General features: G+C 69.6%; 21 protein-coding genes. 9 read left to right on the forward strand and 12 right to left on the reverse strand.

Annotated features, from left to right (window positions below; genetic code table 11):
- A partial coding sequence (locus tag C1I93_RS01280) for a right-handed parallel beta-helix repeat-containing protein (RefSeq protein ID WP_111241330.1) occupies window positions 1-1,124 on the forward strand: 1,124 nt, incomplete at its 5' end.
- A 31-nt stretch (window positions 1,125-1,155) separates the two neighbouring features.
- On the opposite strand, the gene C1I93_RS01285 is transcribed toward C1I93_RS01280, so the two are convergent.
- Window positions 1,156-2,001: a helix-turn-helix transcriptional regulator gene (locus C1I93_RS01285; RefSeq protein ID WP_111241331.1), complete on the reverse strand. Its 846-nt coding sequence runs from the start codon at window positions 1,999-2,001 to the stop codon at window positions 1,156-1,158.
- A gap of 206 nt (window positions 2,002-2,207) precedes the next feature.
- On the opposite strand from C1I93_RS01285, the gene C1I93_RS01290 reads away from it, so the two are divergent.
- The gene (locus C1I93_RS01290) at window positions 2,208-3,152 is read left to right on the forward strand and encodes an SDR family oxidoreductase (protein ID WP_111241332.1); all 945 of its coding nucleotides are present in this window, start codon (window positions 2,208-2,210) and stop codon (window positions 3,150-3,152) included.
- Between the two features lie 32 nt (window positions 3,153-3,184).
- Complete coding sequence (locus C1I93_RS01295) at window positions 3,185-4,546, forward strand: MFS transporter (protein WP_212808699.1); 1,362 nt, start codon at window positions 3,185-3,187, stop codon at window positions 4,544-4,546.
- Window positions 4,547-4,647: 101 nt separating this feature from the next.
- Here C1I93_RS01295 and C1I93_RS01300 read toward each other — a convergent pair whose 3' ends face one another.
- Entirely contained in the window at window positions 4,648-5,487 is an 840-nt protein-coding gene (locus C1I93_RS01300; protein WP_111241375.1) for a helix-turn-helix transcriptional regulator, read from the reverse strand.
- Window positions 5,488-5,680: 193 nt separating this feature from the next.
- On the opposite strand from C1I93_RS01300, the gene C1I93_RS01305 reads away from it, so the two are divergent.
- A complete protein-coding gene (locus C1I93_RS01305) occupies window positions 5,681-6,274 on the forward strand; it encodes a nucleotidyltransferase family protein (protein WP_111241333.1) in 594 nt (197 codons plus the stop codon).
- Window positions 6,275-6,357: 83 nt separating this feature from the next.
- Here C1I93_RS01305 and C1I93_RS01310 read toward each other — a convergent pair whose 3' ends face one another.
- Window positions 6,358-8,244, reverse strand: coding sequence for an alpha/beta hydrolase-fold protein (locus tag C1I93_RS01310; protein ID WP_111241334.1), 1,887 nt, complete (start codon window positions 8,242-8,244; stop codon window positions 6,358-6,360).
- Window positions 8,245-8,570: 326 nt separating this feature from the next.
- Here C1I93_RS01310 and C1I93_RS01315 point away from each other — a divergent pair, with 326 nt between their 5' ends.
- Window positions 8,571-9,146, forward strand: a complete 576-nt coding sequence (locus tag C1I93_RS01315) for a hypothetical protein (RefSeq protein WP_146603397.1) — start codon at window positions 8,571-8,573, stop codon at window positions 9,144-9,146.
- Window positions 9,147-9,233: 87 nt separating this feature from the next.
- On the opposite strand, the gene C1I93_RS01320 is transcribed toward C1I93_RS01315, so the two are convergent.
- Genes C1I93_RS01320 through C1I93_RS01330 form a run of 3 tightly spaced genes read right to left on the reverse strand, consistent with a single transcriptional unit; the run spans window position 9,234 to window position 12,351 of the window.
- Window positions 9,234-10,445: an ABC transporter permease gene (locus C1I93_RS01320; RefSeq protein ID WP_111241336.1), complete on the reverse strand. Its 1,212-nt coding sequence runs from the start codon at window positions 10,443-10,445 to the stop codon at window positions 9,234-9,236.
- Window positions 10,442-11,110: an ABC transporter ATP-binding protein gene (locus tag C1I93_RS01325; protein ID WP_111241376.1), complete on the reverse strand. Its 669-nt coding sequence runs from the start codon at window positions 11,108-11,110 to the stop codon at window positions 10,442-10,444. The genes C1I93_RS01320 and C1I93_RS01325 overlap by 4 nt, the downstream gene beginning before the upstream one ends.
- 35 nt (window positions 11,111-11,145) lie before the next feature.
- The gene (locus tag C1I93_RS01330; protein WP_212808700.1) at window positions 11,146-12,351 is read right to left on the reverse strand and encodes an efflux RND transporter periplasmic adaptor subunit; all 1,206 of its coding nucleotides are present in this window, start codon (window positions 12,349-12,351) and stop codon (window positions 11,146-11,148) included.
- 91 nt (window positions 12,352-12,442) lie between these two features.
- Here C1I93_RS01330 and C1I93_RS01335 point away from each other — a divergent pair, with 91 nt between their 5' ends.
- Genes C1I93_RS01335 through C1I93_RS01345 form a run of 3 tightly spaced genes read left to right on the forward strand, consistent with a single transcriptional unit; the run spans window position 12,443 to window position 15,734 of the window.
- Entirely contained in the window at window positions 12,443-13,150 is a 708-nt protein-coding gene (locus C1I93_RS01335; protein WP_111241337.1) for a response regulator, read from the forward strand.
- Complete coding sequence (locus C1I93_RS01340; protein WP_212808701.1) at window positions 13,147-14,946, forward strand: sensor histidine kinase; 1,800 nt, start codon at window positions 13,147-13,149, stop codon at window positions 14,944-14,946. The genes C1I93_RS01335 and C1I93_RS01340 overlap by 4 nt, the downstream gene beginning before the upstream one ends.
- Before the next feature lie 11 nt (window positions 14,947-14,957).
- Window positions 14,958-15,734 carry a spermidine synthase gene (locus tag C1I93_RS01345; protein WP_111241338.1) on the forward strand — a complete coding sequence of 259 codons (777 nt, stop codon included), beginning with the start codon at window positions 14,958-14,960 and terminating at the stop codon, window positions 15,732-15,734.
- Window positions 15,735-15,785: 51 nt separating this feature from the next.
- Here C1I93_RS01345 and C1I93_RS01350 read toward each other — a convergent pair whose 3' ends face one another.
- Window positions 15,786-16,316, reverse strand: coding sequence for a pyridoxamine 5'-phosphate oxidase family protein (locus tag C1I93_RS01350; protein ID WP_111241339.1), 531 nt, complete (start codon window positions 16,314-16,316; stop codon window positions 15,786-15,788).
- Window positions 16,317-16,761: 445 nt separating this feature from the next.
- Here C1I93_RS01350 and C1I93_RS01355 point away from each other — a divergent pair, with 445 nt between their 5' ends.
- A complete protein-coding gene (locus C1I93_RS01355; protein ID WP_111241340.1) occupies window positions 16,762-18,291 on the forward strand; it encodes a non-reducing end alpha-L-arabinofuranosidase family hydrolase in 1,530 nt (509 codons plus the stop codon).
- Window positions 18,292-18,344: 53 nt separating this feature from the next.
- Here the strand turns inward: C1I93_RS01355 and C1I93_RS01360 are convergent, their stop codons facing one another.
- The 5 genes from C1I93_RS01360 to C1I93_RS01380 are packed head-to-tail and all read right to left on the reverse strand — an operon-like array spanning window position 18,345 to window position 24,348.
- Entirely contained in the window at window positions 18,345-19,139 is a 795-nt protein-coding gene (locus C1I93_RS01360; RefSeq protein ID WP_111241341.1) for an alpha/beta hydrolase, read from the reverse strand.
- Window positions 19,136-19,969, reverse strand: coding sequence for an alpha/beta fold hydrolase (locus tag C1I93_RS01365; RefSeq protein WP_111241342.1), 834 nt, complete (start codon window positions 19,967-19,969; stop codon window positions 19,136-19,138). Before C1I93_RS01365 ends, C1I93_RS01360 begins: the two co-directional genes overlap by 4 nt.
- Window positions 19,966-20,742 carry an alpha/beta fold hydrolase gene (locus C1I93_RS01370; protein WP_223256644.1) on the reverse strand — a complete coding sequence of 259 codons (777 nt, stop codon included), beginning with the start codon at window positions 20,740-20,742 and terminating at the stop codon, window positions 19,966-19,968. The genes C1I93_RS01365 and C1I93_RS01370 overlap by 4 nt, the downstream gene beginning before the upstream one ends.
- Window positions 20,743-20,788: 46 nt before the next feature.
- Window positions 20,789-21,565 carry an MBL fold metallo-hydrolase gene (locus tag C1I93_RS01375; RefSeq protein ID WP_111241344.1) on the reverse strand — a complete coding sequence of 259 codons (777 nt, stop codon included), beginning with the start codon at window positions 21,563-21,565 and terminating at the stop codon, window positions 20,789-20,791.
- 35 nt (window positions 21,566-21,600) lie between these two features.
- Window positions 21,601-24,348 (reverse strand): AAA family ATPase, encoded by a 2,748-nt coding sequence (locus C1I93_RS01380; RefSeq protein WP_111241345.1) that lies wholly within the window; start codon window positions 24,346-24,348, stop codon window positions 21,601-21,603.
- Window positions 24,349-24,359 lie beyond the last annotated feature (11 nt).

Genomic DNA, 24,359 nt, shown 5'->3' on the forward strand with positions numbered 1-24,359 from the left:
CCCCGCCACCGACCACCTCGCCGACGACCCCGCCCCCGCCGTCGAGCGGCACACTGTACGTGGCGCCGACCGGCACCGACAGCGCGGCCGGCACGCTGGCGAACCCGACGACGCTCACCTCCGCGATCACCAGGATCCCGGCTGGCGGCACGATCTTCCTGCGCGGCGGCACCTACCGCTACTCGCAGACCATCACCATCGCCCAGAGCAACAACGGCACGTCGAGCGCCCGCAAGAACATCTTCGCGTACGCGGGTGAGACCCCGATCCTGAACTTCTCGGCCCAGAGTGAGGACCCGGCGAACCGGGGGCTCGAAATGGGCGGGTCGTGGTGGCACGTGCGCGGCATCGTCGTCGAGCGGGCCGGCGACAACGGCATCCTGCTCGCCGGCAACAACAACATCGTGGAGCGGGTGGTGACCCGCCACAACCGGGACTCGGGGCTGCAGCTCTCGCGGCTGATCGCCAACGCGCCCCGGGACCAGTGGCCGGCAAACAACCTGGTGCTCAGCACGGTGTCGCACGACAACGTCGACTCCGACGGTGAGGACGCCGACGGTTTCGCCCCGAAGCTCACCGTCGGCTCCGGCAACGTCTTCCGCTACACCGTGGCCCACAACAACATCGACGACGGGTACGACCTCTACACCAAGAGCGACACCGGGGCCATCGGCGCGGTGACCATCGAGTCGTCCCTGGCGTACAACAACGGCACCCTGAGCAACGGCGGTCAGGCCGGCAACGGCGACCGCAACGGCTTCAAGCTCGGTGGCGAGGACATCGCGGTGAACCACACCATCCGGGGCAACATCGCCTACAACAACGGCAAGCACGGGTTCACGTACAACCGCAACCTGGGCACGATGACGGTGTCGAACAACGCCAACATCGGTAACGCCGAGCGTAACTTCAACTTCGACGGTGGTTCCTCGGTGTTCCGGAACAACACCTCGTGCAACGGTGGCTCGAACGACCGGATCATCGGCAACTCCGACAGCTCGAACCAGTTCTGGTCCGGCACCAACGGATCCCGGTGCTCCTCGTACACCGGGGCTCTGGGCTGGTCCTTCGCCTCCGACGGTCGGCTCGTCGTGACCTTCGGCGGCCGAGTGGTCACCCCGTAACTAGCGGCCGATGCCGGCGTCACCGTAGTGGTTACGCCGGCATCGGCTGCTCTGCACCGATGCCGGCCAGCAACTCCAACTTGTGGTAGCTCTCGCTTCCGGGCACGGCGGTGTAGACGAGCAGCCGGTGTGACTGCCCCGGGTCGAGGAGTGTCTGGCAGTCGAGCGCCAGGACACCTAGTTCCGGATGCATGAAGCGTTTGCCATCGTCGAAGCGCACCCCGACTTCGTGTTCGTGCCACAGATCGGCGAACTCGCGACTCTCGGTAAGCAGACGCTGCGCGAGGCGGGCGGCCTTCGACCCGGGTCCGCGAAGGGTGGCCAGGTTACGCGCCCCGGAGGCGAAGACGCGGGACATGTGCTCATGGTCCTCTGGGTGGTATCTGGCTCGAGCGGCCGGATCGGTGAACCAGCGGTAAGGCAAGCTGCGGGCAGGGCCGGAATATCGGCTGGTGTCGCCGGTGAGCGCGACGCCCATCGGGGTCTGCCGCAGCGTCTCGCCGAGTTCCGTGACGATCTCGGCGGGGCTGTCGGTGAGTCGATCGAAGATGCGCAGCAGCCCGGGACCGATGTGCTCGCTGTCCGAGCCTCGGGGCGGCGGGTGGTGGCCCGCGAGGCGGAACAGGTGGTCGCGTTCGTCGAGGGACAGGTGCAGGCCCTGGGCGATGGCGGCGATCAGACGTTCGGAAGGATGCGGCCCACGTTCCTGCTCGAGGCGGCTGTAGTAGTCGGTGGAGATGTGGCAGAGGGTAGCGACCTCTTCGCGGCGAAGCCCAGCGGTCCTGCGGCGTTGTCCCCGAGGCATGCCGACGTCCTCGGGCTGTAGCGACTCCCGCCGGTGACGCAGGAACTCGGCCAGTCCGGCCCGATCGATCATGTCCGTTTCCTCCAGTGCTGTACTTCTGTCCCCGTTCTACCGTGGATGCCCGTCGGCATCCACGGATTGTCGATCCCCCTCTGCGGCGGTGCGGGCGAGCCATGATCGCGTACGGGAGGCACGGACTGACAGACCCTGGTTGCTCCTCTCGTTGTGCACGAATCTCGGTGCCGTAACCAATGACGGTATCGAGCAGGAGCAGACAGATGGCACGTAAGCCGATCGACATCAGGGTTCCCGACCTGTCCGGGAAGTTGGCTGTGGTCACCGGGGCGAGTGACGGGATGGGCCTGGGAACGGCCACGCGGTTGGCCGCGGCCGGTGCCGAGGTGATCCTTCCGGTGCGTAACCCGGCCAAGGGCAAGACAGCGATCTCGACGATCCGGCAGGCTGCTCCCGCGGCGAAGGTGTCGCTGCGCAGCCTGGACCTCTCCTCGTTGGAGTCGGTCGCGGCGCTGGGTGACACCCTGCGAGAAGAGGGTCGCCCGATCCATGTTCTGATCAACAACGCGGGTGTGATGCGACCGCCGACCCGGCAGAGCACCGTTGACGGGTTCGAGTTGCAGTTCGGCACCAACCACCTGGGGCACTTCGCGTTGGTGGCCCGGCTGCTGCCGCTGCTGTCCGCGGGTCGTGCCCGAGTGACGTCGCAGCTCAGCATCGCCGCGCGTCGGGGCAGGATCAACTGGGACGACCTGAACTGGGATCGTTCGTACCACGTCATGCGTGCCTACAGTCAGTCGAAGATCGCGTTCGGGTTGTTCGGCCTGGAGTTGGAGCGCCGTAGCCGGACGCACGGGTGGGGGATCACCAGCAATCTCTCCCACCCGGGTATCGCTCCCACCAGCCTGTTGGCGGCTCGGCCGGAGCTCGGTCGTGGCCAGGCCATCCCGCAGTACCGCCTGATCCAGGCCCTGTCCGCTCGGGGCATCTTGCTGGGCACGGTCGAGACCGCGAAGCTGCCCGCGTTGATGGCGGCCACCGACCCTGGCGCCAAGCCCGGTGTCCTTTACGGGCCCAGTGGCCCGGGGAACCTGGGAGGCCCGCCGGCTGAGCAGCAGTTGTATCCGCCGCTGCGGAGCGTCGAGGAGGCCGCGCGGATCTGGCGGGTCTCCGAGCAACTCACCAAGACCGCGTTCGTCACGGCCTGAGCCGACAGCCGCGCAACCAGCCGAGGAGCCTCATGAGTACGGACGCCCTGCGCACGTCTAAGACCCGGAGCCCGTGGTGGGTGGTGGTCGGTGCTGGCATCGCCGCCGCCGTCGGTCCCCAGGTGTACCTGGCCACCATCGGACTCTTCGTGCTGCCGATAGCCGAGGACACCGGCTTCAGCCGCACCACCGTCACCGGTGCCTACTCGGTCGCTGCCGTCGGGATGGCTCTCGGCATGCTCATCGTGGCGCAGGTGGTGGACCGTTTCGCCGCGCGATACATCCTCGTGCCGAGTTTCGTGCTGTTCGCGTCCTCAATGGCGCTGATCGCGCTGGTACCACCGATCGCACCGATCTACTTCATTCCCTGCTTCTTCGTGGGATTCTTCGGCGGCGGAACCATAGTCCCGGCCACCAGAGCCGTCGTGAGCTGGTTCGACAACAACCGCGCCCTCGCCATCGGGATCGTGACCGGCATCATCGGCCTGGGCACGGCCCTGGCCCCGGTGCTGGCGGGTGCGCTCATCGACAGCGTCGGGTGGCGGTTGGCCTATGTCGGCATGGCACTGATCTCCGCCGTCGTGGCGGTCACGATGATCACCGTGTTCGTCCGCGCCCGCGCGGAACGGCACATCAACGGACGCCTGGTCAAGGAAACGCAGGTAGCGGGCCGTGACGTCAGCCTCGAACTCCCGGGCCTGACCATCCAGGAAGCGGTCCGCACCCGGCAGTTCTGGCGCATCACCCTCGGGCTCGGCCTGGTCGGAATCGTGGTCATCGGCCTTCAGGTGCACCTTGTGCCGATGATGACCGATCGCGGGCTGAGCGACGCCCAGGCAGCTTCGCTGCTTGTCATCTTCGGTCTCTCCTCACTGGTCGGGCGGGTGGTCGGTGGTTTCATCATCGACCGGGTGCATGGCGCCATCGTCGGGCCGATCGTGATGCTCGCCCCCATCGCCGGCCTGTTCTTCCTGCATCCGCCCTTCACCAGCGCAGCCGTCGCGGTCGCCTTCATCGGTGTCGCCTTCGGCATCGAGGGCGACCTGCTCGCCGTGCTCATCACCCGCTACCTCGGCACCCGAAACTTCGGCCGGATCCTCGGCCCGGTCCAAGCCGCATTCCTGCTCGGCAGCGCCTTCGGGCCGCTGCTGCTCGGCCTGGGATACGACACGTGGGGCTCCTACGACCCTGTCATTCCGGTCCTGATGGGCGTCCTGGTCGTCGGCGCGCTCCTCATCGCGACCCTGGGTCCCTACGCCTATCCCGCCATCGACGGATTCGATCAGCTCGCCGCACGTGACGAACTCGCCGCGTCGACAGTCCTGAGCGACATCGCCGGGAGCAGCGACAGCAGCAGCTCATCGGGGCGGAACCATAGCCACGTCCACGGCTGAGCAACCACGCGGACGCCGCCTCCCTCCGCGACGTGCTCGCGCAGGGGGGCGTGGACCGGAACGCGCCTGTCGCGTGCATGGTGCCGGCCGGGTAGGCGTTCTCAGCAGAGCTTCTGGGTGCCGATGACGGACAGCATCTGGAGCTTGTCGTAACTCTCGCTGCCGGGAGTGGCGGTGAAGACCATCAGTACGTGGGCGTGGCCCGGATCGACCAGCCGTTGGCAGTTCAGCTCCAGCGTGCCGACCTCGGGGTGGACGAAGCGCTTGACCTCGTGCGGTCGGATCCCGATCTCGTGGTCGTCCCACACCCGTCGGAACTCCTCACTACGGGCCAGCAGCAACTCGGTCAGCTGCGCCGCCCGGGAGTCGGGGCCTCGGAGGGTGACCAGTTCGCGCAGCATGGAGCCGTACATCCGGGTCAGGTAGGCATGCTCCTCGGGCGCGTAGATCTGCCGGCTGGTGGGGTCGGTGAACCACCGGTAGGGCATGCTGCGGGCCGGGCCGGAGTAGCGCGTGAGGTCTCCGGTGAGCGCGACGCCCAGCGGAGACTGTCGCAGGGTCTCGCTCAGTTCGGTCATGATCTGGGCGGGGGTGTCGTCCAGGCGGTCGAGCACCCGCAGCAGGCCGGGACTGATGTGGTCGGTGGCGGGGCCTCTGGGCGGCGGATTCTGACCGGCCAGGCGGAACAGGTGGTCCCGCTCGTCGATCGACAGGTGCAGGCCCTGGGCGATCGAGGCGAGCATCCGGTGCGACGGCTGAGGGCCGCGTTCCCGCTCCAGCCGGGAGTAGTAGTCGGCCGACATGTGGCACAGCGAGGCGACCTCCTCGCGCCGTAGCCCGCTGGTCCGGCGACGCTGCCCGCGCGGCAGACCGACGTCCTCTGGTTGCAGTGCCTCCCGCCGACTGCGGAGGAACTCCGCCAGCCCGCTGCGATCGATCACGACGCTCTCCCTCTCGCGCACTGGCTCGTTTCTACCGCCCCTGGAAAACGGTAACCAGGCATCGTCGGTCCCCCCATCTCGATCGACCTCACGGAACCTGTGATCGACAGACCGTGGTTGCCGCCGCGCTTCGGATGAACCATCGATTGCGAGGTCTGCGGAACATCGGCAGAGGGGGGGCACAGAAAATGGCATGTGCCAGCGAGATCGGCAGATCGAGGTGAGTCCTCCCGGCGTGGCGAGGGAGCGGGTCGCCGGGCTGGTCCTGGCCGCCGGGGCGGGCCGCCGCTACGGCGGCCCCAAGGCACCCGAGTTTCTCGGGCAGGCACTCCGGGTGCTTCGCGACGGGGGCTGCGACCCGATCATCGCCGTGCTCGGTGCCGGAGCCCGCCACACGCGGGCCGTGGTCGACCTGGCCGGTGTGCAGGTGGTCGAGAATCCGGACTGGCCCGAGGGCATGGCCTCGTCGCTGCGGCTCGGCATCGCCACGGCCACCCGCGTACCGCAGGTCTCGGCCGTGTGCGTGCACCTGGTCGACATGCCGGGGGTTTCCGCGACGGCGGTGGCACGGCTGCTGACGCAGGCGCACGCCGGCTGCCTGACCCGCGCCGGCTACGACGGCGCGCCGGGCCATCCGGTGGTGCTGGGTCGTGACCATTGGGCTGAGATCGCCACGACCGTACGCGGCGATCAGGGAGCCCGGGCATACCTACGGCGGCACGCCGCCGACGTCACGGTGGTCGAGTGCGGTGACGTGGCCGCCGGGTACGACATCGACGAACGGTGACCCCGCGAGCTGCTCTAGCTCATCGAGGAATACCGCATGGTGGGCCGGGCGACGGGAGGTCGCCGGCCCACCATGTCCGCTGGTTACCGCACCCGCAGCTGCTGGTGTACGGCGGCGGCCGGAGCGTAGGTCGAGTCACCGGAGTAGGCGACGTGGACCGGGTAGTTCCCGGCCTTCAGGCCGGCGGTCGGCAGCTTGACGACTGCCGAGCCGTTGGCGAGCGGAACCACAGTCGTGGTGCCGGCGAAGGTGACGGCGATTTCCCCTGTCACCTTCGGCGCCTTCTTGTGCTGGTGCTGCGCCCGCACGTCGACGTCGAGGGTGAAGGTGCCGCCCCGGGCGACCGAGGCAGGTGCGGCCTTCGCCTTGACCACGGTCTTGGCCGTGCCCGGGGCCCGCAGGGTGACGGTGGCGGATCCCGACTTGGTCGGGTCGACCACCGACGTCGCCACGACGGTGAGCGACGACGCCTTCTCCTTGGTGGCGACCGAGAGCAGACCGTCCGCGGAGATGGTGGTGTCCGCCGAGGTCGCGCCCTGGACCGACCACGTCACCGCCGGGCTGACGCCCTCGTTCGTGGACACCTTGGCGCTGAACTGCTTGGTCCAGTTCCAGCCCTTGGTCAGGTCCACCTTCGCGGGTGCCACCGTCACCGAGTCGACGCCCGTCCACAGGTGGTCCCGGGCGAAGATCGTGAAGAGCTGGCTCGCCGTCATCCCGTCGTGCGCGCCGGGGACCTGGGTGGTCGCGGCGGAGTAGCCACGGGCCCGGAAGTTGTCCGCAATGCCGTTCTGGACGTTGAGGTTGCCCTCGAAGACCCCGTTGCCGAGGAAGACGAAGAGGTCGTCGTCCCCGACCGCGGCGGCGACGTTGTCGTAGTCCTGGGTGGACAGCGACGGGTTGCCGGAGAAGTGTCCGTAGAACGCGAACGTGGTCGGGTAGCCCCGGATGACGTGGGCACCGGTCATGCCGCCGTACGAGAATCCGGCGTAGGCCCGGCCGTCGCGGGTGGTGGCGACGTGGTACCGCTGCTCGATCAGCGGCAGGATCGTCTGGACCAGGTTGTTCGCGGCGTTGGTCTGGTTGTACGAGGCGAAGCCGAGGCCGGTGCCGGTGAAGTGGTTGCCCATGGTGACCACGACGGTGGGCTCGATCTCGCCCTTGGCCGTCATGTTGTCCAGGATGTTCGGCACGTTCGCCGGGACCATGAAGTCGGTCTCGTCACCGAAGATGCCGTGCGCGAGGTACGCCACCTTGTACGGCTCCGCCCGGTTGGGGTCGTAGCCGGCCGGCAGGTAGACACCGAGGTAGTGGCCGCTGTCGCCGAGGATCGTGGTGTAGGGGATGTACGTGACGGTGCCCCGCTTCGACCGGTCCTTGATCGGCAGCTCGTACTCGGCGCGTTCCTTCAGCACCGGGTCGTTCTGCTTGTCGGCGTACGGCACGTACACGGCGTCGAGCACGTCGTTGTTGCGGACCCGGAACGAGGACTCGCCCGGGGGCCGGGGGTTCGTCGAGGCGGGGTCCCAGATGCGCTTGTTCTCCCAGCCCTGGGCCGGGTCCCAGACCCGGTACCAGTAGCTGATCCCGCCGGCGTGCAGCGGGAGCGAGACCGACCAGTTCCCCTGCGCGTCCTTGGTCATGTCCCTGAGGAACTCGGTGCCGCCGGAGTGGTACCGACCCGGCTGCCACTGCTCCGGCTGGTACCGGGTGGTGCCGGTGTTGACGTCGAGCAGCGTCAGGTCGCCGGCCAGGCGGACCTGGGTGGCGTTGGGGTTGTGGTAGACGAACGTGACCGTGTATCCGGTGGGTGAATTGCGATCCGCGGTGACGGTCGCGCCCTGCTTGGTCGCGGGCTTGTGCTTGCCCCCCGCAGTAGCCGGAGCGGAGATGACACCCGCACCGAGTGACATGATCGCGAGCATCGAGACGGCCTGCCCGAGCCTGCGCCTTCCGATCGCTTTCCTCATCCGAGCACTACTCCTCTGTAGTCACTAGCGCTCTTGGGACTTAACTCTGCTAAATCGAATTAGCGTGGCCAGTGTGGCGGGGTGTGACTATCGATGTCAAGAGTGTTGCGGGGCTGTTGCGCAGTCGGGTCGCTCCTGCTCAGGGGCGCCGCCGAGCGCCACCACCGACGACGGCGGGTGCACCGCTGACCCGCCCCGGGCACCCACCGGCCCAACCTGACATGTTCCTCACTTCCGCTCGCCAGGCTGGCTCCGACCGGCCGACTGGCCGGGATCGAAGCGGTCCGGGAGCGGCCCGGGCACACCTGAGGGAAGGGCAGATCGTCATGCGGAGGAGTCGGGCGCTGTTGATGTGTGCCGTGGCGCTTGTCGCGCTCTCGGCCTGCGGGGCGGGCGAGGAGACGAAGACGGAGCAGAGTGCCCCGCAGGTGGCCACCTTGGCCACTCCCGAGCCGAAACGCACCGGCTCGGCGCAGCCGACGGAACAACGGCCGCGCGAGCGGCTCGACACCACGCAAGAGGAGTTTCTGGCAATGCTCGGGCCGTACCACAAGTGCATGCAGGAGCAGGGGTTCGGCCCCAAACCGGAGCAGGGCCCCATCGGCAAGCCACGGCCGGGCAACGCGAAGGAGGCGGAGAAGTACGAGGCGGCGAACCGGATCTGCGAGCCGCAGTTCTATCCGCTGCCGCCGTGGGAGAAGGACCCGGCCAACCCGGAGGCCCGGGACTTCGCCCTCGACGTGGTGAAGTGCCTCAAGGAGAAAGGCGTCAAGTACGTCGAGGTGAGCGAGGACGGCATCAGCATCGCCTTCGGCGGCGACCAGAACGACTCCCGCTCGATCAGCATGGGCCTGGACCTCGCGCCCGAGTGCGAGCGCAAGGTGGCTGCCGCGTCGAAGTGACGCAGGGCGAACAGCGAGTGCGGCGGCCGGAGAACCCGGCCGCCGCACTCGTTTCGTACCGGCCTCCGCCAGCCGGAGGCGGGGACCTCAGCCGGCGGCGAGGGCCTGCGTCGGGGGCAGCCGCGCCGCGCGTACGCACGGATAGACACCGGCGAGCACGCCGATCACGACGGCCCCACCCACCCCGAGGACCGCCGACTCGGCGGGTATCACCAACGGCCAGCCCTGCCAGGTCGCGTACCCGATGGTGGCGAGCAGGCCCAGCGCCGTGCCGACCAGCCCACCGAGCACCGCCAGCACCACCGACTCGGTCAGGAACTGGCTGCGGATCTGCCCACGGGTGGCGCCGAGTGCCCGCCGCAGGCCGATCTCGGCACGCCGCTCCAGCACCGAGACGACCATGGTGTTGGCCACCCCGATGCCACCGACCAGCAGGGCCACCCCGGCCAGGGCCAGGAAGAGGACGGCGAAGCTGCCCTCGGTGGCCCGCTTGGCGGCCAACGCGTCCGAGGGGCGGCTCACCACCACCTGACCGGGCCGTTCCGGGAAGATCGTCTCCGCCAGCACCCCTCGGACCGTCTCCAGCTGCGACTCCTCACACCGCAGGTAGATCACCGTCGGGTGGCCGTCGAAGCGCAGCTCGCTGCGGGCCGCCGCCCAGCCGACCAGCACCGACCTGTCGATGTCCGGCGACAGTGGAGTCTGCGCCAGGATGCCGACCACGGTGAACCGGCGATCGGAGATCATCACCTGGGGTGCGGGCTGGCCGGTGGGCAGGTCGGTGATGCCGAGCCGGGTGGCGGCGACGGAACCGAGCACCACCGTGGGAAAGTTCGCCGTGGCCGGGTTCAGCCAACTGCCGACGCGGACCCGTGCGTTGATGGTGGGCAGCAGGTCCAGCTGGCTGGCCAGCACGGTGAGGCCGGAACCGTCCGTGGGGGCGACGCGGTCGTTTCGGCGTACCACGGTGTGGGTGTTGGCGACCGCGCTGACCGCCGTGACCGGACCGATGCGCCGGACCATCCCCACCGCCGATTCCGGCAGCTTGGTGGGGGGATCGCGGTCCACCGCCATCGCCTGAAGGCTGTTCGTGCCGAGCGCGGTCAACTCGGTCAGCAGCGCGGCCTGGCTGGACGCCGGGATACCGGTCACCACGATCATGGTGGCGATGCCGATCGCGATGCCCAGCGCCGACAACACCGCCCGCAGCGGGCGGGTCCGCAGGCCGGTCAGCCCGAGCGCGAGCAGATCCGGTACGGCCAACCGGACCGGCCGCGCCCGATCGAACTGCCCGCTCACCGGTCCGCCACCACGGTGTGGGCCGCTGGCGCGTCGTCGCTGATCAGCCGCCCGTCGCGGATCTCGATCCGGCGGGGCAGTGCCGCGGCGATGTCCCGGTCGTGGGTGATCAGCACGATGGTGGTGCCCTCCTCGTTGAGCCGGCGCAGCAGGCGCAGCACGGACTGCCCGGTGGCGGTGTCCAGCGCGCCTGTGGGTTCGTCGGCCAGCACCAGCGAGGGCCGGTTGGCCAGGGCGCGGGCGATCGCGACCCGCTGTTTCTCGCCACCGGAGAGCTGCTGTGGGCGGTGCTCGGTGCGGTGCGCCAGGCCGACCCGGGCCAGGGCGCGCATGGCGTGTTCCCGCCGCTGCCGGCGCGGCACCCCGGCGTAGAGCAGGCCGGTGCTGACGTTGTCGACAGCGCTCAACCCGTCGGCGAGGTGGAACTGCTGGAACACGAAACCGATCTCTTGAGCCCGCAGCGCCGACAACTGCCGGTCGCCGAGCGTCGCGACGTCCTGACCCGCGATGTGGACGCTGCCCGAGGTGGGGCGGTCCAACGTACCGATGATGTTGAGCAGGGTCGACTTGCCCGATCCGGACGGCCCGACGATGGCCACCAGCTCTCCGGCGGCGACGTCCAGGCTCACCCTGGCCAGCGCGGTCACCCCGCCCGGATAGACCATCGACGCGTCGCGTACCGAGAGCACCTGTCGCCCGGTCACGCGGGCACCACCAGCGCGACGCCCTCGGTCAGCCCCTCGCCGGTGATCTCGACCCAGCCGTCGGCGAACATGCCGGTGCTTACCGCGACCAGTCCGTTGGCGGTCTGCACCGCGTAGCCGCCCTCGCGCAACGCCACCAGCGCCTCGACCGGCGCGACCAGCACGTCAGTGGCGGTACGTCCGGTGAACTGCACCTGCACCTCACCGGAGTCGAGGTTGGCGATGGCCTTCGGCTTGTCCACGGCCACCGTCACGGTCAGCATTTGTGGGCTGCTGGTGACGCCGTTCTCGGTCGCGACCAGATCACGACCGACGGTGACGACACGGGCGGGGACCGTACGCTCGTCGGGCAGTTCCACGGTGACCCGGTCGCCCCGCTTGATCGTGGCGGCGTCGGCGAGTTCGGCACCTACTGTGATCACTTTGCGGACCGCAGTCACCGTCAGCAGGGGCTCGTTGGCCGAGCCACCAGGTGCGCCGGTGATCGAGTCCACCCGGACCGCCCCGCTGGCGATCTCGACGTGTCCCACCGGGATGGTGCCGGTCGCCGGCACGCCGAGATCGGTCTGCCAGCGTTTGATCGCCGTGATCAGGCTCGCGGTTAGCACGCCCTCGCCGCTGCGTACCCGCTGGGGTTTCGGGTCGGCGGCCTCGGCGTCGCCGTCGGTGGCTTCCGCAGCCGGCGGCGTGACCCACTCGCCGGGCGACGGTTGCGGGCCGATGGCGTAGCCGAGCGTACGCAGGTTGTCCGCGACGATCCGCACGTCCCGGCCGACCAGGTTCGGTCCGGCGATTTCCCGGTACATCGGCATGCTGCCGTAGAAGAGCACCACCGGCCGGTCGTCGGCCCGGAACAGTTGCCCACCCCGCTTGATGGTCTCGCCGGCCTGCGGCAACCAGGTCACCGTCGCGTCCAGGTGCCCGGCCAACGGACGGGCCGTGCCGAACCCGATGGTGCCGGCGAGCTTCCTGGTGGTGGAGAGGTCGCGACGCTCGATAGTCGCGGTCGCTACGGGGTCCGTCGCACCCGTTGCCGGTTCGGCGGCGGCCCGGTGCCGGGTCACCGCGATCCCGGAGCCGACCAACGCCAGGCTCCCCAACACCAGGCCCGCGACGAGCCACCGGAGCGCACCACGCCGCCGTGCCGGCCGGTCGGGCACGCGAGGGATGATCTCGGTCGAGTCGTCAAGCTTCGGATACATGCCGACGAGACTGGCCACGGTTCGTTAGGAACCTGTCAGATATCGCGGCCGGACCCGGGGTGGTGGGGAATCCAGACCTATCATCGCCGCCATGTGTGCGCAGGTTCTGGTCGCCGACGACGATCCCCGCCAGGCCGAGGTGGTACGCCGCTACCTGATCGCCGAGGGCCACGGCGCGGTGGTGGTGCACGACGGCCGGGCGGCGCTGGAGACAGCCCGGCGGATCCGGCCCGACCTGCTGGTGCTGGACGTGATGATGCCGGTGCTCGACGGCCTGGCGGTGTGCCAGGCGCTGCGTCGGGAGTCGGACGTGCTGGTGCTGATGCTCACCGCCCGGGCCAGCGAGGACGATCTGCTGACCGGCCTGGAACTCGGCGCCGACGACTACCTGACCAAGCCGTACAGTCCCCGGGAGCTGATGGCCCGGGTCCGTACCCTGCTGCGGCGGGTGGGTCGCGGCACGTCGGTGCCGGTCGGTGCCGGGTTGCGGCGGATCGGGCCGATCGAGATCGACACGGCCGCGCATCAGGTGACAGTGGACGGTGCCCGGGTCGAGTGCACCCGTGGCGAGTTCGCCATCCTGGCGGCCATGGCCGAGCAGCCCAACCGGGTCTTCACCCGGGCCCAGCTGCTGCACCACACCCGGGGCATCGACCGCAGCTCGACCGAACGGACCATCGACGTGCACGTGATGAACCTGCGCCGCAAGATCGAACCCGATCCCCAGCGACCCACCCGGTTGGTCACCGTCTTCGGCGTCGGCTACAAGCTCGCCACCGTCGCGGCGACGCCCCGGTGAGCGGCCGGCGGGTACCGATCCGGCACAGCCTGGTGACCCGGCTGCTCGTCACCTCGGTGCTGATCGCGGTCGCCGCCATCGCGGCCACCGCGTGGCTGGCCACCCGGACCGCGACCCGGGCGATCAGCCAGGAGCAGGGTCGCTCACTGGCCGAGAACAGAAGCGTGTACGACATGCTCGTCGGCTACGCCGCCGCCCACCCCGACTGGTCCGGGGTGCGGCCGCTGATCGAGGAACGCGCCGCCGAACTGGACCGCCGGATCACCCTGATGACCGAGGACCGGGCAGTCATCGCCGACACCCACTCGGGCCCGTCGTTGCATACCGCCCGGCCGGCGGCAGTGGTGGATCCGTTGAATCTGGATCTCGGTCTCACCGGCGGAACGGACCGCATCGACCGCCGGGCGGTCGGCCCGTTCCGGGTGTCGGCGGCCGAGAGCGCCAAGCTGCGCGAACTGGCCGAAAAGCAGTTGTCCTGCATCCGATCCGGAGCCGACGGGGAGATCAAGGAGCAACCCGACGGTCGATTCGAGATCATCGTGACCACACCGGACCCGAACAACCTGGCCTCGCGATGCAGCTCGGATCTGGCGTTCGAGTCGCCGAGAACCGGATCCGAGCCGAAGGCACTGCGGTCGCTGAGCCGGTTGGCGGGCCGCTGCCTCAACCTCGACGAGAAGACCCAGCGCCTGGAGGTCCTGCCGGACTTCACCGCGTACCCGGTCGCGCTACCGCCGAAGGGACGGGACGAGCGAGTGGTTCCGCAGGATGCCCTTGGCGCTCGGGTGGACGCGGCGGGCGCGGCTCGGATCAACAGCTGCGTGGAGAAGTCGCGGCGGACGTTGCTGCAACCGTACGTGGCCCCGGCCGTGCTGCTGTTCATCACCGCCCCGGACACCGGCGCCGACCAGACCACGTTCACCCTCTCCGGCGCGAACACCATCCGCATCGTCACGGTGACCGGCGCGGTGCTGGTCGCCACCATCATCGTCACGGTGCTCGTCGGTCGCCGGCTGGTCCGCCCGTTGCAGACGCTCACCGACGCCGTCGACCGGCAACGCCCCGCGCCGGTCTCCGCCCCGGACGAGATCGGCAGGCTGGCCCGCGCCCTCAACGACTCGACCCAGCGCCGCGACCGGGCCGAGGCGCAGCGACGGGCCATGGTCAACGACGTGGCGCACGAACTGCGTACCCCGCTGACGAACATCCGCAGCTGGCTGGAGGCGGCCCAGGACGATCTCACCCCGACCGACAACCAGCTGCTCGAACTGCTGCACGAGGAGGCGGTGCTGCTGCAACACATCATCGACGACCTGTCCGACCTGGCCGCCGCGGACGCGGGCACGCTGCGCATCCATCCCGAGCCGACGTACGTGCGCGACGTGCTCACCCAGGTCGTCGACAGCCACCGGGGCACGGCACACGCGGCCGGCGTCGACCTGACCATGCAGGTCCACGACGATCCGGTGCTGTCGGCCGACGCGGTGCGGCTCCGGCAGATCGTCGGCAACCTGGTCTCCAACGGGATCCGCTACACCCCGTCCGGCGGGTCGGTCACCGTCACCGCGCACAACAACATCATCACCGTACGGGACACCGGTGTCGGAATCGCGGCCGAGAACCTGTCGAAGATCTTCGACAGGTTCTGGCGGGCGGACGAGTCACGCAACCGGGCGACCGGCGGCAGCGGCCTGGGCCTGGCGATCGCCCAGCAACTGGTCACCGCGCACGGCGGCACCCTGACCGTGCAGAGCACCCCCGGCCAGGGCAGCCTGTTCACCATCCAGTTGGGCTAGCCTGCCTGGTCATGGAGGCATCCGACGACCGGCTCGAACTGGCCGTCGACCCGGCCCGGCCCACCGGGCGTACGCTCCTCGCCGGCGGCGTCGAGCAGTCCTACGTCGACCTCGCCGATCCCACGTACCTGCACTTCGAGTACGTCCGCCGGATGGCCGCCGTGGCCGATCTCGCCGCGCCGGCCGGTGCTCCCCTGGACGTGCTGCACCTCGGCGGCGGCGCGCTGACCCTGCCGCGTTACGTCGCCGCGACCCGTCCCGGCTCGGTGCAGGTGGTCGTCGAGCGGAACCCGGCAGTGGTCGACCTGGTGGCGCGCGACCTGCCGGCCACGCCGGCCGGCGTCGAGGTCCGGGTCGCCGACGCGCGGGAGGCAGTCGTCACGGCCCCTGCCAGCGGGTACGACCTGGTGCTCGCCGACATCTACCGGGCGGCCCGGATGCCGCCGCACGTGACCACCGTGACGTTCGCCGCCGAGGTGGCCCGGGTGCTGCGACCGGACGGCATCTACCTGGTCAACGTGACCGACCTGCCACCCCTGGTGCTGACCCGGGTGCAGGCGGCCACTCTGCGGGCGGTCTTCGCCGACGTGTGCGTGGTCGCCGACCGGCGGATGCTGCGCGGCCGGCGGTACGGCAACATGGTGCTCGCCGCGACGCCGCGACCGCACCGGCTGCCGGTGGCGCGCCTGGCGGCGCGGGCGCGGCGCGACCCGGTGCCCGGCGGTGTGCTGCACGGGCCGGCGCTCGACACGTTCATCGCCGGTGCCCGGCCCCGCACCGAGCCTTGAGCCGGATTCTCACCGTCACCGTCACCGTCACCGTCACCGTCAGCGTCCCCGTCAGCGGAGGGCGTCGGGCTGTTCGGCATCCTGAAGTGGGGCCGCGTAGACGGTCATCCAGTGCGGCTGCAGCCGGTAGTAGACCACCTCGTTGTCCCAGTCGAAGGCGTCAGCGCCGTAGAAGCCCTGGAAGTAGGCGAGCAGGTCCGGCCAGTCGGCGGCCGGTTCGCCGCCGCTGGGGTTGAGGATCTCGACGGTGCCGTGAGTGAACACACCGAGGTCCTCGCCCCGCATGTGGGCGACGCTGGCGGCCGGGCGGGCGGCGAGGTGGCGGGCCTTGGCGGCACCGGGTGCGGTGCCGAAATGCCACCTGCCGTGCAGGAAGTGCCCGTCCGCGCCGCTGATCCGTGGCTCGCCCTTCGCCGTCACGGTGGACAGGGCGAGGGTGCACATGCCGGTCAGCACCTGGGTGAGCTGCACCGCGGTCAGAGTGCGTTCCCCGACGATCGAGCGAAGGTGGGCGGTGGAGCGGGACAGGGAGGAGTCGAGCAGAGCCTGAAGCTCGGCGAGTTCCTCGGGCGTTTCGCGCAATGTGATCGTCCTCAGCTGTCAGTGGGTCGCTGCACGTCCGCGAGGGACGCGGCCCCACCATGCTCCACCGAAAACCTGACACCTCTTGTCATGTTGCGTCGCGCGCCTCGGGAACTTCCACCCACGACGAGGTGCGCGGTGGGCGCCGGGCGGAGCATCCAACAGCGATCGCCGATGTTAGCGCTCCACACCAGGGCTCGAAGATTCCGAGAAAGTTACGACTTGACGAACGGCATGTTATCGCCCACAGTCGATGCTCAAGGAGTGAAGACGCCGGTGGCTCGCCGGGCAAGCCTGGTTCGTCGGATCTTGAGTTGTGCGTTCGTCAGGGCACTCGGACGTCGATGTTAGCGCTAACACTCGCCACTGCGGGTGTCTGACGCATGCGTCCCGGTCCGGCCGTCCTCAACTGAACCGCTCGGGCCTTGGTCACTGAAGGAGGATCATGTCTGCTCTGGATACGTCCCCACCTCTCGCGCCGCCACGGCGGCGGAGGTGGTTGCCGCGCGTGGTCGCCGCCGGCGTGACGGCGGTGCTGGCCGGTGTCGCCGGCGCGGCCGTGGTGTCGACCCCCGCGGCAGCGGCGACCGTCGACACCAACGCGTGGTACGTGTTGGTGAACCGCAACAGTGGCAAGGCGTTGGACGTCTACAACCTGGCCACCAACGATGGGGCGCGGATCACCCAGTGGACGCGTAACAACGGCAACCAGCAGCAGTGGCAGTTCGTGGACTCCGGTGGTGGCTACTACCGGGTCAAGTCGCGGCATTCCGGCAAGGTGCTTGACGTCTACAACTTCTCCACCGCCAACGGCGCGTCGATCGTGCAGTGGAGTGACGGCAACGGCACCAACCAGCAGTTCCGCCTGGCCGACTCCGACGGCGGTTACGTGCGGCTGATCAACCGCAACAGCAACAAGGTGCTGGAGGTGCAGAGCGCCTCGACCGCCGACGGCGGCAACATCGTCCAGTACGACGACTGGAACGGCGCCAACCAGCAGTGGCAGCTCGTCCGGGTCGACGGCACCAACCCCACCCCGGGGCCGACCACGCCGCCGCCGTCGGGCAACTGTGATCTTCCGTCGTCGTACCGGTGGTCGTCGAGCGGTGCGTTGGCGCAGCCGAGGTCGGGGTGGGTGTCGCTGAAGGACTTCACGCATGCGCCGTACAACGGTCGGCATCTGGTCTACGCCACCACGCATGACACGGGTACGTCGTGGGGGTCGATGAACTTCGGTCTGTTCGACAACTGGTCGCAGATGGGTTCGGCGAGTCAGAACCAGATGCCGTTCTCGGCGGTGGCGCCGTCGTTGTTCTACTTCGCGCCGCGCAACATCTGGGTGTTGGCGTACCAGTGGGGTGGGCCGGCGTTCTCGTACCGGACCTCGACGGATCCGACGAACGTGAACAGTTGGTCGGCGCATCAGACGTTGTTCAGCGGGAGCATCTCCGGTTCCGGCACCGGGCCGATCGATCAGGCGTTGATCGGTGACGACCAGAACATGTACCTGTTCTTCGCCGGTGACAACGGTCGGATCTACCGGGCCAGCATGCCGATCGGTAACTTCCCGGGCAGCTTCGGTTCGAACTACACCACGATCATGACCGACACCACGAACAACCTGTTCGAGGCGGTTCAGGTGTACAAGCTCGCGGGTCAGAACCGGTACCTGATGCTGGTCGAGGCGATCGGTGCGCAGGGTCGTTACTTCCGGTCGTTCACCGCCACCAGCCTGGGTGGGACGTGGACGCCGCAGGCCGCGACCGAGAGCAACCCGTTCGCGGGCAAGGCCAACAGCGGCGCGACCTGGACCAACGACATCAGCCACGGTGAGTTGATCCGGACCAACGCCGACCAGACCATGACCGTGGACCCGTGCAACCTGCAACTGCTGTACCAGGGTCGCGCGCCGAACTCCGGCGGTGACTACGGCCTGCTGCCGTACCGGCCGGGCCTGCTCACCCTGCAACGCTGACGAGGTAACTGGATTGGGGCGGGCTCGGCACACGCCGAGCCCGCCCGAATCTGTCAACGCGCGTGTTGCAGCGCCCAGCCGAGCGCCTTGTCCGCGACCGCCTCCCAGCCCGGCTCGGCGCAGGTCCAGTGCGACCGTCCCGGGAACTCGTGATACTCGGTGATGGTGTCCGGCGCCTTGTAGTGGTTGGCGTTGGACTTGTTCACCGACGGCGGCATGATGTGGTCCGCGCCGCCACCGATGAACAGCAACGGCGCCCGCTCGTTGTTGTGGAAGTCGACCCAGGTCTCCTGCTTGCCCGGCTTGAAGTTGGCGATCAGCCCGTACGCCCAGACCCAGCTGCCGGGCGCAGGGATCGCGTACCTGTCGTACGCGGCTCGCGACTCCTCCTCCGACAGCGTGTTGCAGAACGCGTAGTGCCACTGCTCCGGGGTGAACCCGGCTGCCTGGTGCCGCTTCGCCGGGTTGTTGAGGATCGGGAAGAGGGACTTGATCTGCGACGGCGGAGTGACCCGGATGCCCTCCGGCGGGGCCGAGCCGATGACCACGCCGGCGGCGCCGTGGCCCCGGTCGAGCAGCAGTTGAGTGAGGGTGCCGCCGAACGAGTGACCGATCAGGATCGGCTTCTCCGGCAACGCGTTGATGACCTTCTCCAGGTGGGCCAGAGTCTCCGGGACCGTCACCGTGGCGATCGGCGTCGGGTCGGCGCGCAGCGCCTCCACCTCCACCTCGAAACTCGGATAGGCGGGAGCGACGACGGTGTGTCCCTGGGCCTCGTAGTACGGGATCCACTGCTCCCAGCTGCGTGGAGTGACCCACAGGCCGTGGATGAGGACGATCGTGCTCATGCGTCGTACTCCTTCAGGAACGTGAGCAGGTCGTTGCCGAGCTGCTCCTTGTGGGTGTCGGTGATGCCGTGCGGTGCGCCCGGGTAGACGATGAGCTGGGCGCCCTTGACCAGAGCCGCCGACGCCTTGCCGCCGACCTCGAAGGGCACGACCTGGTCGTCGTCGCCGTGAATGACAAGCGTCGGCACGTCGAACTTCGCGAGGTCGTCCCGGAAGTCGGTGGCCGAGAAGGCGGCGATCGACTCGTACGCGTTGCGATGCCCCGCCGCCATCGACTGGAGCCAGAAAGCGCGCCGGACACCCTCGGAGATCTGCACACCGGGGCGGTTGTTGCCGAAGAACGGCCCGTCGGCGAGATCGCGGTAGAGCTGCGAGCGGTCTGCCAGGGACCCGGCCCGCAGCCCGTAGAACACCTCGACCGGTACGCCGTTCGGGTTGTCGTCGCCGCGCACCATGAGCGGCGGCACGGCGGAGACCAGCACCGCCTGCGCGACCCGGGCGGTGCCGTGCCGGCCGATGTAGCGGGTGATCTCGCCGCCGCCGGTGGAGAAACCGACAACCGTGACGTCCCGCAGCTCCAGCTGCTCGATGAGGGCGTGCAGATCGTCGGCGTACGTGTCCATCTCGTTGCCGTGCCAGGTCTGCGTCGACCGGCCGTGTCCGCGCCGGTCGTGTGCGATCACCCGGTACCCGTTGTTTGCCAGGAACAGTTGCTGCGCCTCCCAGCTGTCGGAGTTCAGCGGCCAGCCGTGGCTGAGCACGACCGGGCGTCCGCTGCCCCAGTCCTTGTAGAAGATCTGCGTTCCGTCGGCGGTGGTCACGAAGCTCATCGAGCTGCCTTCCGGATCAGTTCAGCGGTGACGCGGGGCTGGGAGATCATGGCGACGTGCGAGGCCCGCACCTCGACGGTGTGTGCGCGGGCACGGCTGGCCATGAACCGCTGCGCGGCGGCCGGGATCAGGTTGTCGTCCCGCGCGACCAGGTAGAAGGAGGGGACCGTTCGCCAGGCGGGTGGGCCGGACGGCTCGCCCAGGGTGGTGGTGTCGCCGGGACGCTGGGTGGCGGCCATCAGGTCGGTGGTCGAGCGAGGCAGGTCGCCAGCGAAGACCTCCCGGAACACCTCCGGCTTGACGTAACCGTCCACACCCCCGGGATGCTGCCGGAAGTCCAGGGCGGCCTCACCGAGCTTGGTGCCCGGGTACTTGAGCTGGAGTTGTTGCAGCGTCTCGCCGCTGTCGGGGGCGAACGCGGCCACGTACACCAGGGCCTTGACGTTGGGGTTGCCGAGCGCGGCGTTGGTGATCACCATGCCGCCGTACGAGTGCCCGACCAGCACCAGCGGTCCGGGCAGCGTGGCCAGGATGCTCGCCAGGTAGGCCGAGTCGCCGGAAACGCTGCGTAGCGGGTTGGGCGGTGCGAGCACCCGGTAGCCGTCGTGCAGCAGGATCCGGGCGACATCGTTCCATCCTGAGGCGTCGGCGAACGCGCCGTGGACCAGGACGACTGTCGGCTTACTGCGGGTGGATGCGGCGGCCGGTGCCCCGATGAGGGCGCCGGTCGCGATCGCCGCCGAGCCGGCGATGAGGTTCCGTCGAGTTGGCATGCTCATCACGCTCCTCGATCCGACGACGGTAGCGGTATCAGTAGGTTTACGGTGCCGACAGCGGCAGCCAGTGCAGGCGCTCGCCGAGCCCGTCCGGGGTGGCGGCGAACGCGCGCTCGACCGCCTGGCGGCCCTGACTGAAATGCGACCAGCCTTCGTAGTGCACCGGGATGATGGTTCGGGGCCGGACCAGGCGGCAGAGTTCCACGGCATCGGCGGCGGTGAGGCTGTAATGCAGTCCGCCGCTGATCGGGAACCGCACCGCGCCCAGGTGCAGCAGGACGGTGTCCACGGTCATCCGGCGTGGCACCTGGCGGACGCCCGGGTAGAGCACCGTGTCACCGGTGATCCAGAGGACCCCGTGCTGCTGGCCCGCCCAGGCCAGCGCGAACCCGATCACCTGCCCGACGATGGGCCGACTCAGCGCCGGACCGTGCCGGCACGGTGTCGCGGTAACGGTGATCGCTGGGCGGTCGTCGCCTTCCAACACCGTCTCCTCCCAGGCCCGCAACCCTCGGACCTGGCCACCGAGACGACGGGCCCCAGCCCGCGTGGTGATCACCACCGGTGCCTCGGCCAGCAGCTCACGTCCCCGATCGTCCAGATTGTCGGCGTGGTGGTCGTGACTGAGCAGGATCGCGTCCACCGGCCCGATCTCTTCCGGTCGCCGCGCTGGCCCGGTTCTCTTCCGCGAACTGGTGCCCCATCCGAACGAATAGCGCCGGCCCGGCGGGTCGAAGGTCGGGTCGGTGAGGATCCGCCATCCGGACACCTCGATCAGGGCCGTCGGACCGCCGATATGGGTCACTCGTACGTCCTTCATGTACCCGACCCTGCACGGCTGCCGGCAGCGGTGCATCAGTCAGTTGACTGCGGCAGCGCCTCCAGGGCCGCGCGCAGCTGAGCCCGACCGCTGATGCCCAGCTTCGGGAAGAGCCGGTACAGGTGTGAGCTGACCGTGCGATGCGATATGAACAACCGCTGGGCGATCTCCCGATTGGTCAGGCCCGCCGCGGCGAGCATCGCCGTCTGCAACTCCTGCGACGTCAGTTGCTCACCGGACGAGGCGGCCCGCCCCGCGCTCTCCTCACCGGCAGCGCGCAACTCCTCCCGGGCGAGGCGGGCCCAGACCGCCGCGCCGAGCGAGTCGAAGCCGTCCCGCGCCGCGCGCAGCGGCGCCCGCGACTCCAGGATCCGCCGGTTGCGTCGCAACCAGGAACCATGTGCCAGGTGCAGCCGGGCACGGTGCACCGGCCACGCCGTCAGATCCATGGCCAGGGCTTTCGCGTACGCCTGCGCCGCGTCCTGCTCGGCGGCGAGCAGGGCCTCGGCGTACGCGAGGCAGCGGTGCAGCATCGGCGAGGGGAACCTGGCCGCCCGTTCCCTGGCCCGGGTCAGGATCTCCCGTACCTCGCCGTGGCGACCCGACCGGACCGCGGCGTCGGCGAGATCCGGCAGCGCCCATCCGGACATGTCCGGATGGAAACAGTCGTCCTGCGGGTCGAAGACCCGCAACAGCAGATCAACTGCCTCATCGTGTCGGCCGGCGGCGTTCGCGGCCAGCCCGCGAGCGTGCTGCGCGGCCTCGGCGACGAACCGGACCCCGACCACGAGCGGACTGGACAGCACCGAGTCGGCCAGCCGGGACGCCGTCTCGTGGTTGCCGTACATCGCCTCCAGCAGCGCCCCGGCGGCCCGGGCGGCGACGGTCCAGAAGTGGTCGCCGGTCTCCTCGGCCAGCGCACCGGCCTCCGCCAGGTCGGCCCGGACCGCCGGCCACCGTCCCAACCACAGCCGGATGAAGCCGCTCGACGAGAGCGTGCGGGCCAGCAGCGCGGCGCGGCCCTGTGCCCGGTATCCGGCGGCGGCGGTGGCCATGAACGACGAGGCGGTGACGAAGTCACCGAGAATGAGCGCCGCCCCGCCGAGGAACCGCATGGCGTCGATGTCGCTGCGGTCCGGGATCAGGCTGGGAAGCTGGCGCAGCACGTCGGGTCCGTGCACGTCCGGCTGGGCGTACGCGGCGATGGCGAGCGCCGCCGGCTCGTCGGCGGCGAAGCCGAGCTTGCCCAGCACCCCGGTGATCCGCGCGCCCGCCTCCGACGGCAGGCCCGCCCACCAACAGCGGGACGCGGCTCGCCAGCAGAGCATGGCGGCCAGGTCGGGGTGACCCTCCGCCTGGGCCTCCAGCGCGAGGTCGCAGAGCAGGTCCAAGCGGCCGGTGTCGCCCACATCGCCGGGCTCCACGATGTCCCGGACCAGCGCCAACCGGGCCCGGTCGGCGGGACCGCCCCCGTCCAGATCGACCTTGGTGAGCAACTGCACCACGAGCTGGCGGTCGTGCAGTTGGGAAGCCAACTCGGCGGCGCGCAGCAGCAACGACGAACGCCGTACCGGGCTGCCGGTCAGATCCGCGGCCCGGTCCAGGCCAGTGACCGCGACACCGAGTGCACCCCGTTCGAGAGCACGCGCGGCGGCGGCTTCCAGCTCACCACTGACCTGCTCGTCCGGGCCCAGCGCCGCGGCGCTGCGATGCCAGGCCCGCCGGTCCGGTTCGTCGGCGAGCTGTTCGGCCAACGCGGTGTGGATGGCCATCCGGGCGATGTCGTGGACTGCGGCGTACACCGCCGAACGGACCAGGGGATGCCGGAACCGCAACCGGCGGCCCTGAACCTGGAGCAGGCCCGCGTCGATGGCCGGCTGGATCACCTCGGCGGCGATCGGTGTGCCGGTCAGCGTCTGCGCTGCCGCCAGCAACCTGGGTAGCGGACAACCGGCGTCCGCGGAGAACGCCGCCACCAGTGCGCGAGTCGCTTCCGGCAGTTGCGCGTAGCGGTCCGCGAACGCCGATTCGAGGCGTTCGTTGAGCGGCAGCAACTCGGGCGGCTCCGCACCGGGCGAGAGCAGGCGCGGCAGCTCCACCAGCGCGAGGGGATTACCGGCCGCTTCAGCGAGCACCCGCTCACGCAGCCGGGGAGCCAGACCCGGGGCGTGTTCGGTCAGTAGCCGCTGCGCGGCGCCGTCATCCAGTTCGGCGAGTGACAACTGGCCGAGGCCGGTGCCGGCGAGTACCCCGGCGTGCTGGGCGCGGACCGCCATCAGCGCCGCGATCGGCTCCACCGTCAGCCGGCGAGCCACGAACACCAGCACATTCAACGTCTCCGGGTCGAGCCAGTGCGCGTCCTCGGCCACGATCAGCAGCGGAGTGCGGGCCGCCCGGTCGCCGAGCAGTTCCAGCACGGCCAGCCCGACAGTGAACAGATCCGCCGGGGCGTCCTCCTGACCGAACGCGCCGCGCAGTGTGCGCTGTAGTCGCGGGGTCAGCGTGTGCATGTTGCCCAGCAGCGGGGCGAGGAGCTGGTGCAGGCCGGCGAAGGGCAGCGCCGACTCGGCTTCGACGCCATTCATCACGAGCACCGCCATCTCGGCTTCGCTCGCTGCCCGCTGCGCGGCGGTGAGCAGCATGGTCTTGCCGATGCCGGGGTGGCCCCGGACCACCAGGGCCGCGCCACGGCGGTTACGCGCCTCAGCGAGAAGCTGTGTGATGATCGCCAGTTCGTCGTCTCGGCCGTGCATGCCGTGCCGACGGGCATCCACCTCGGTCATGCGCTGAAGTT

The sequence above is a fragment of the Micromonospora endophytica genome, assembly GCF_003236305.1.
Classification (GTDB): Bacteria; Actinomycetota; Actinomycetes; order Mycobacteriales; family Micromonosporaceae; genus Micromonospora; species Micromonospora endophytica.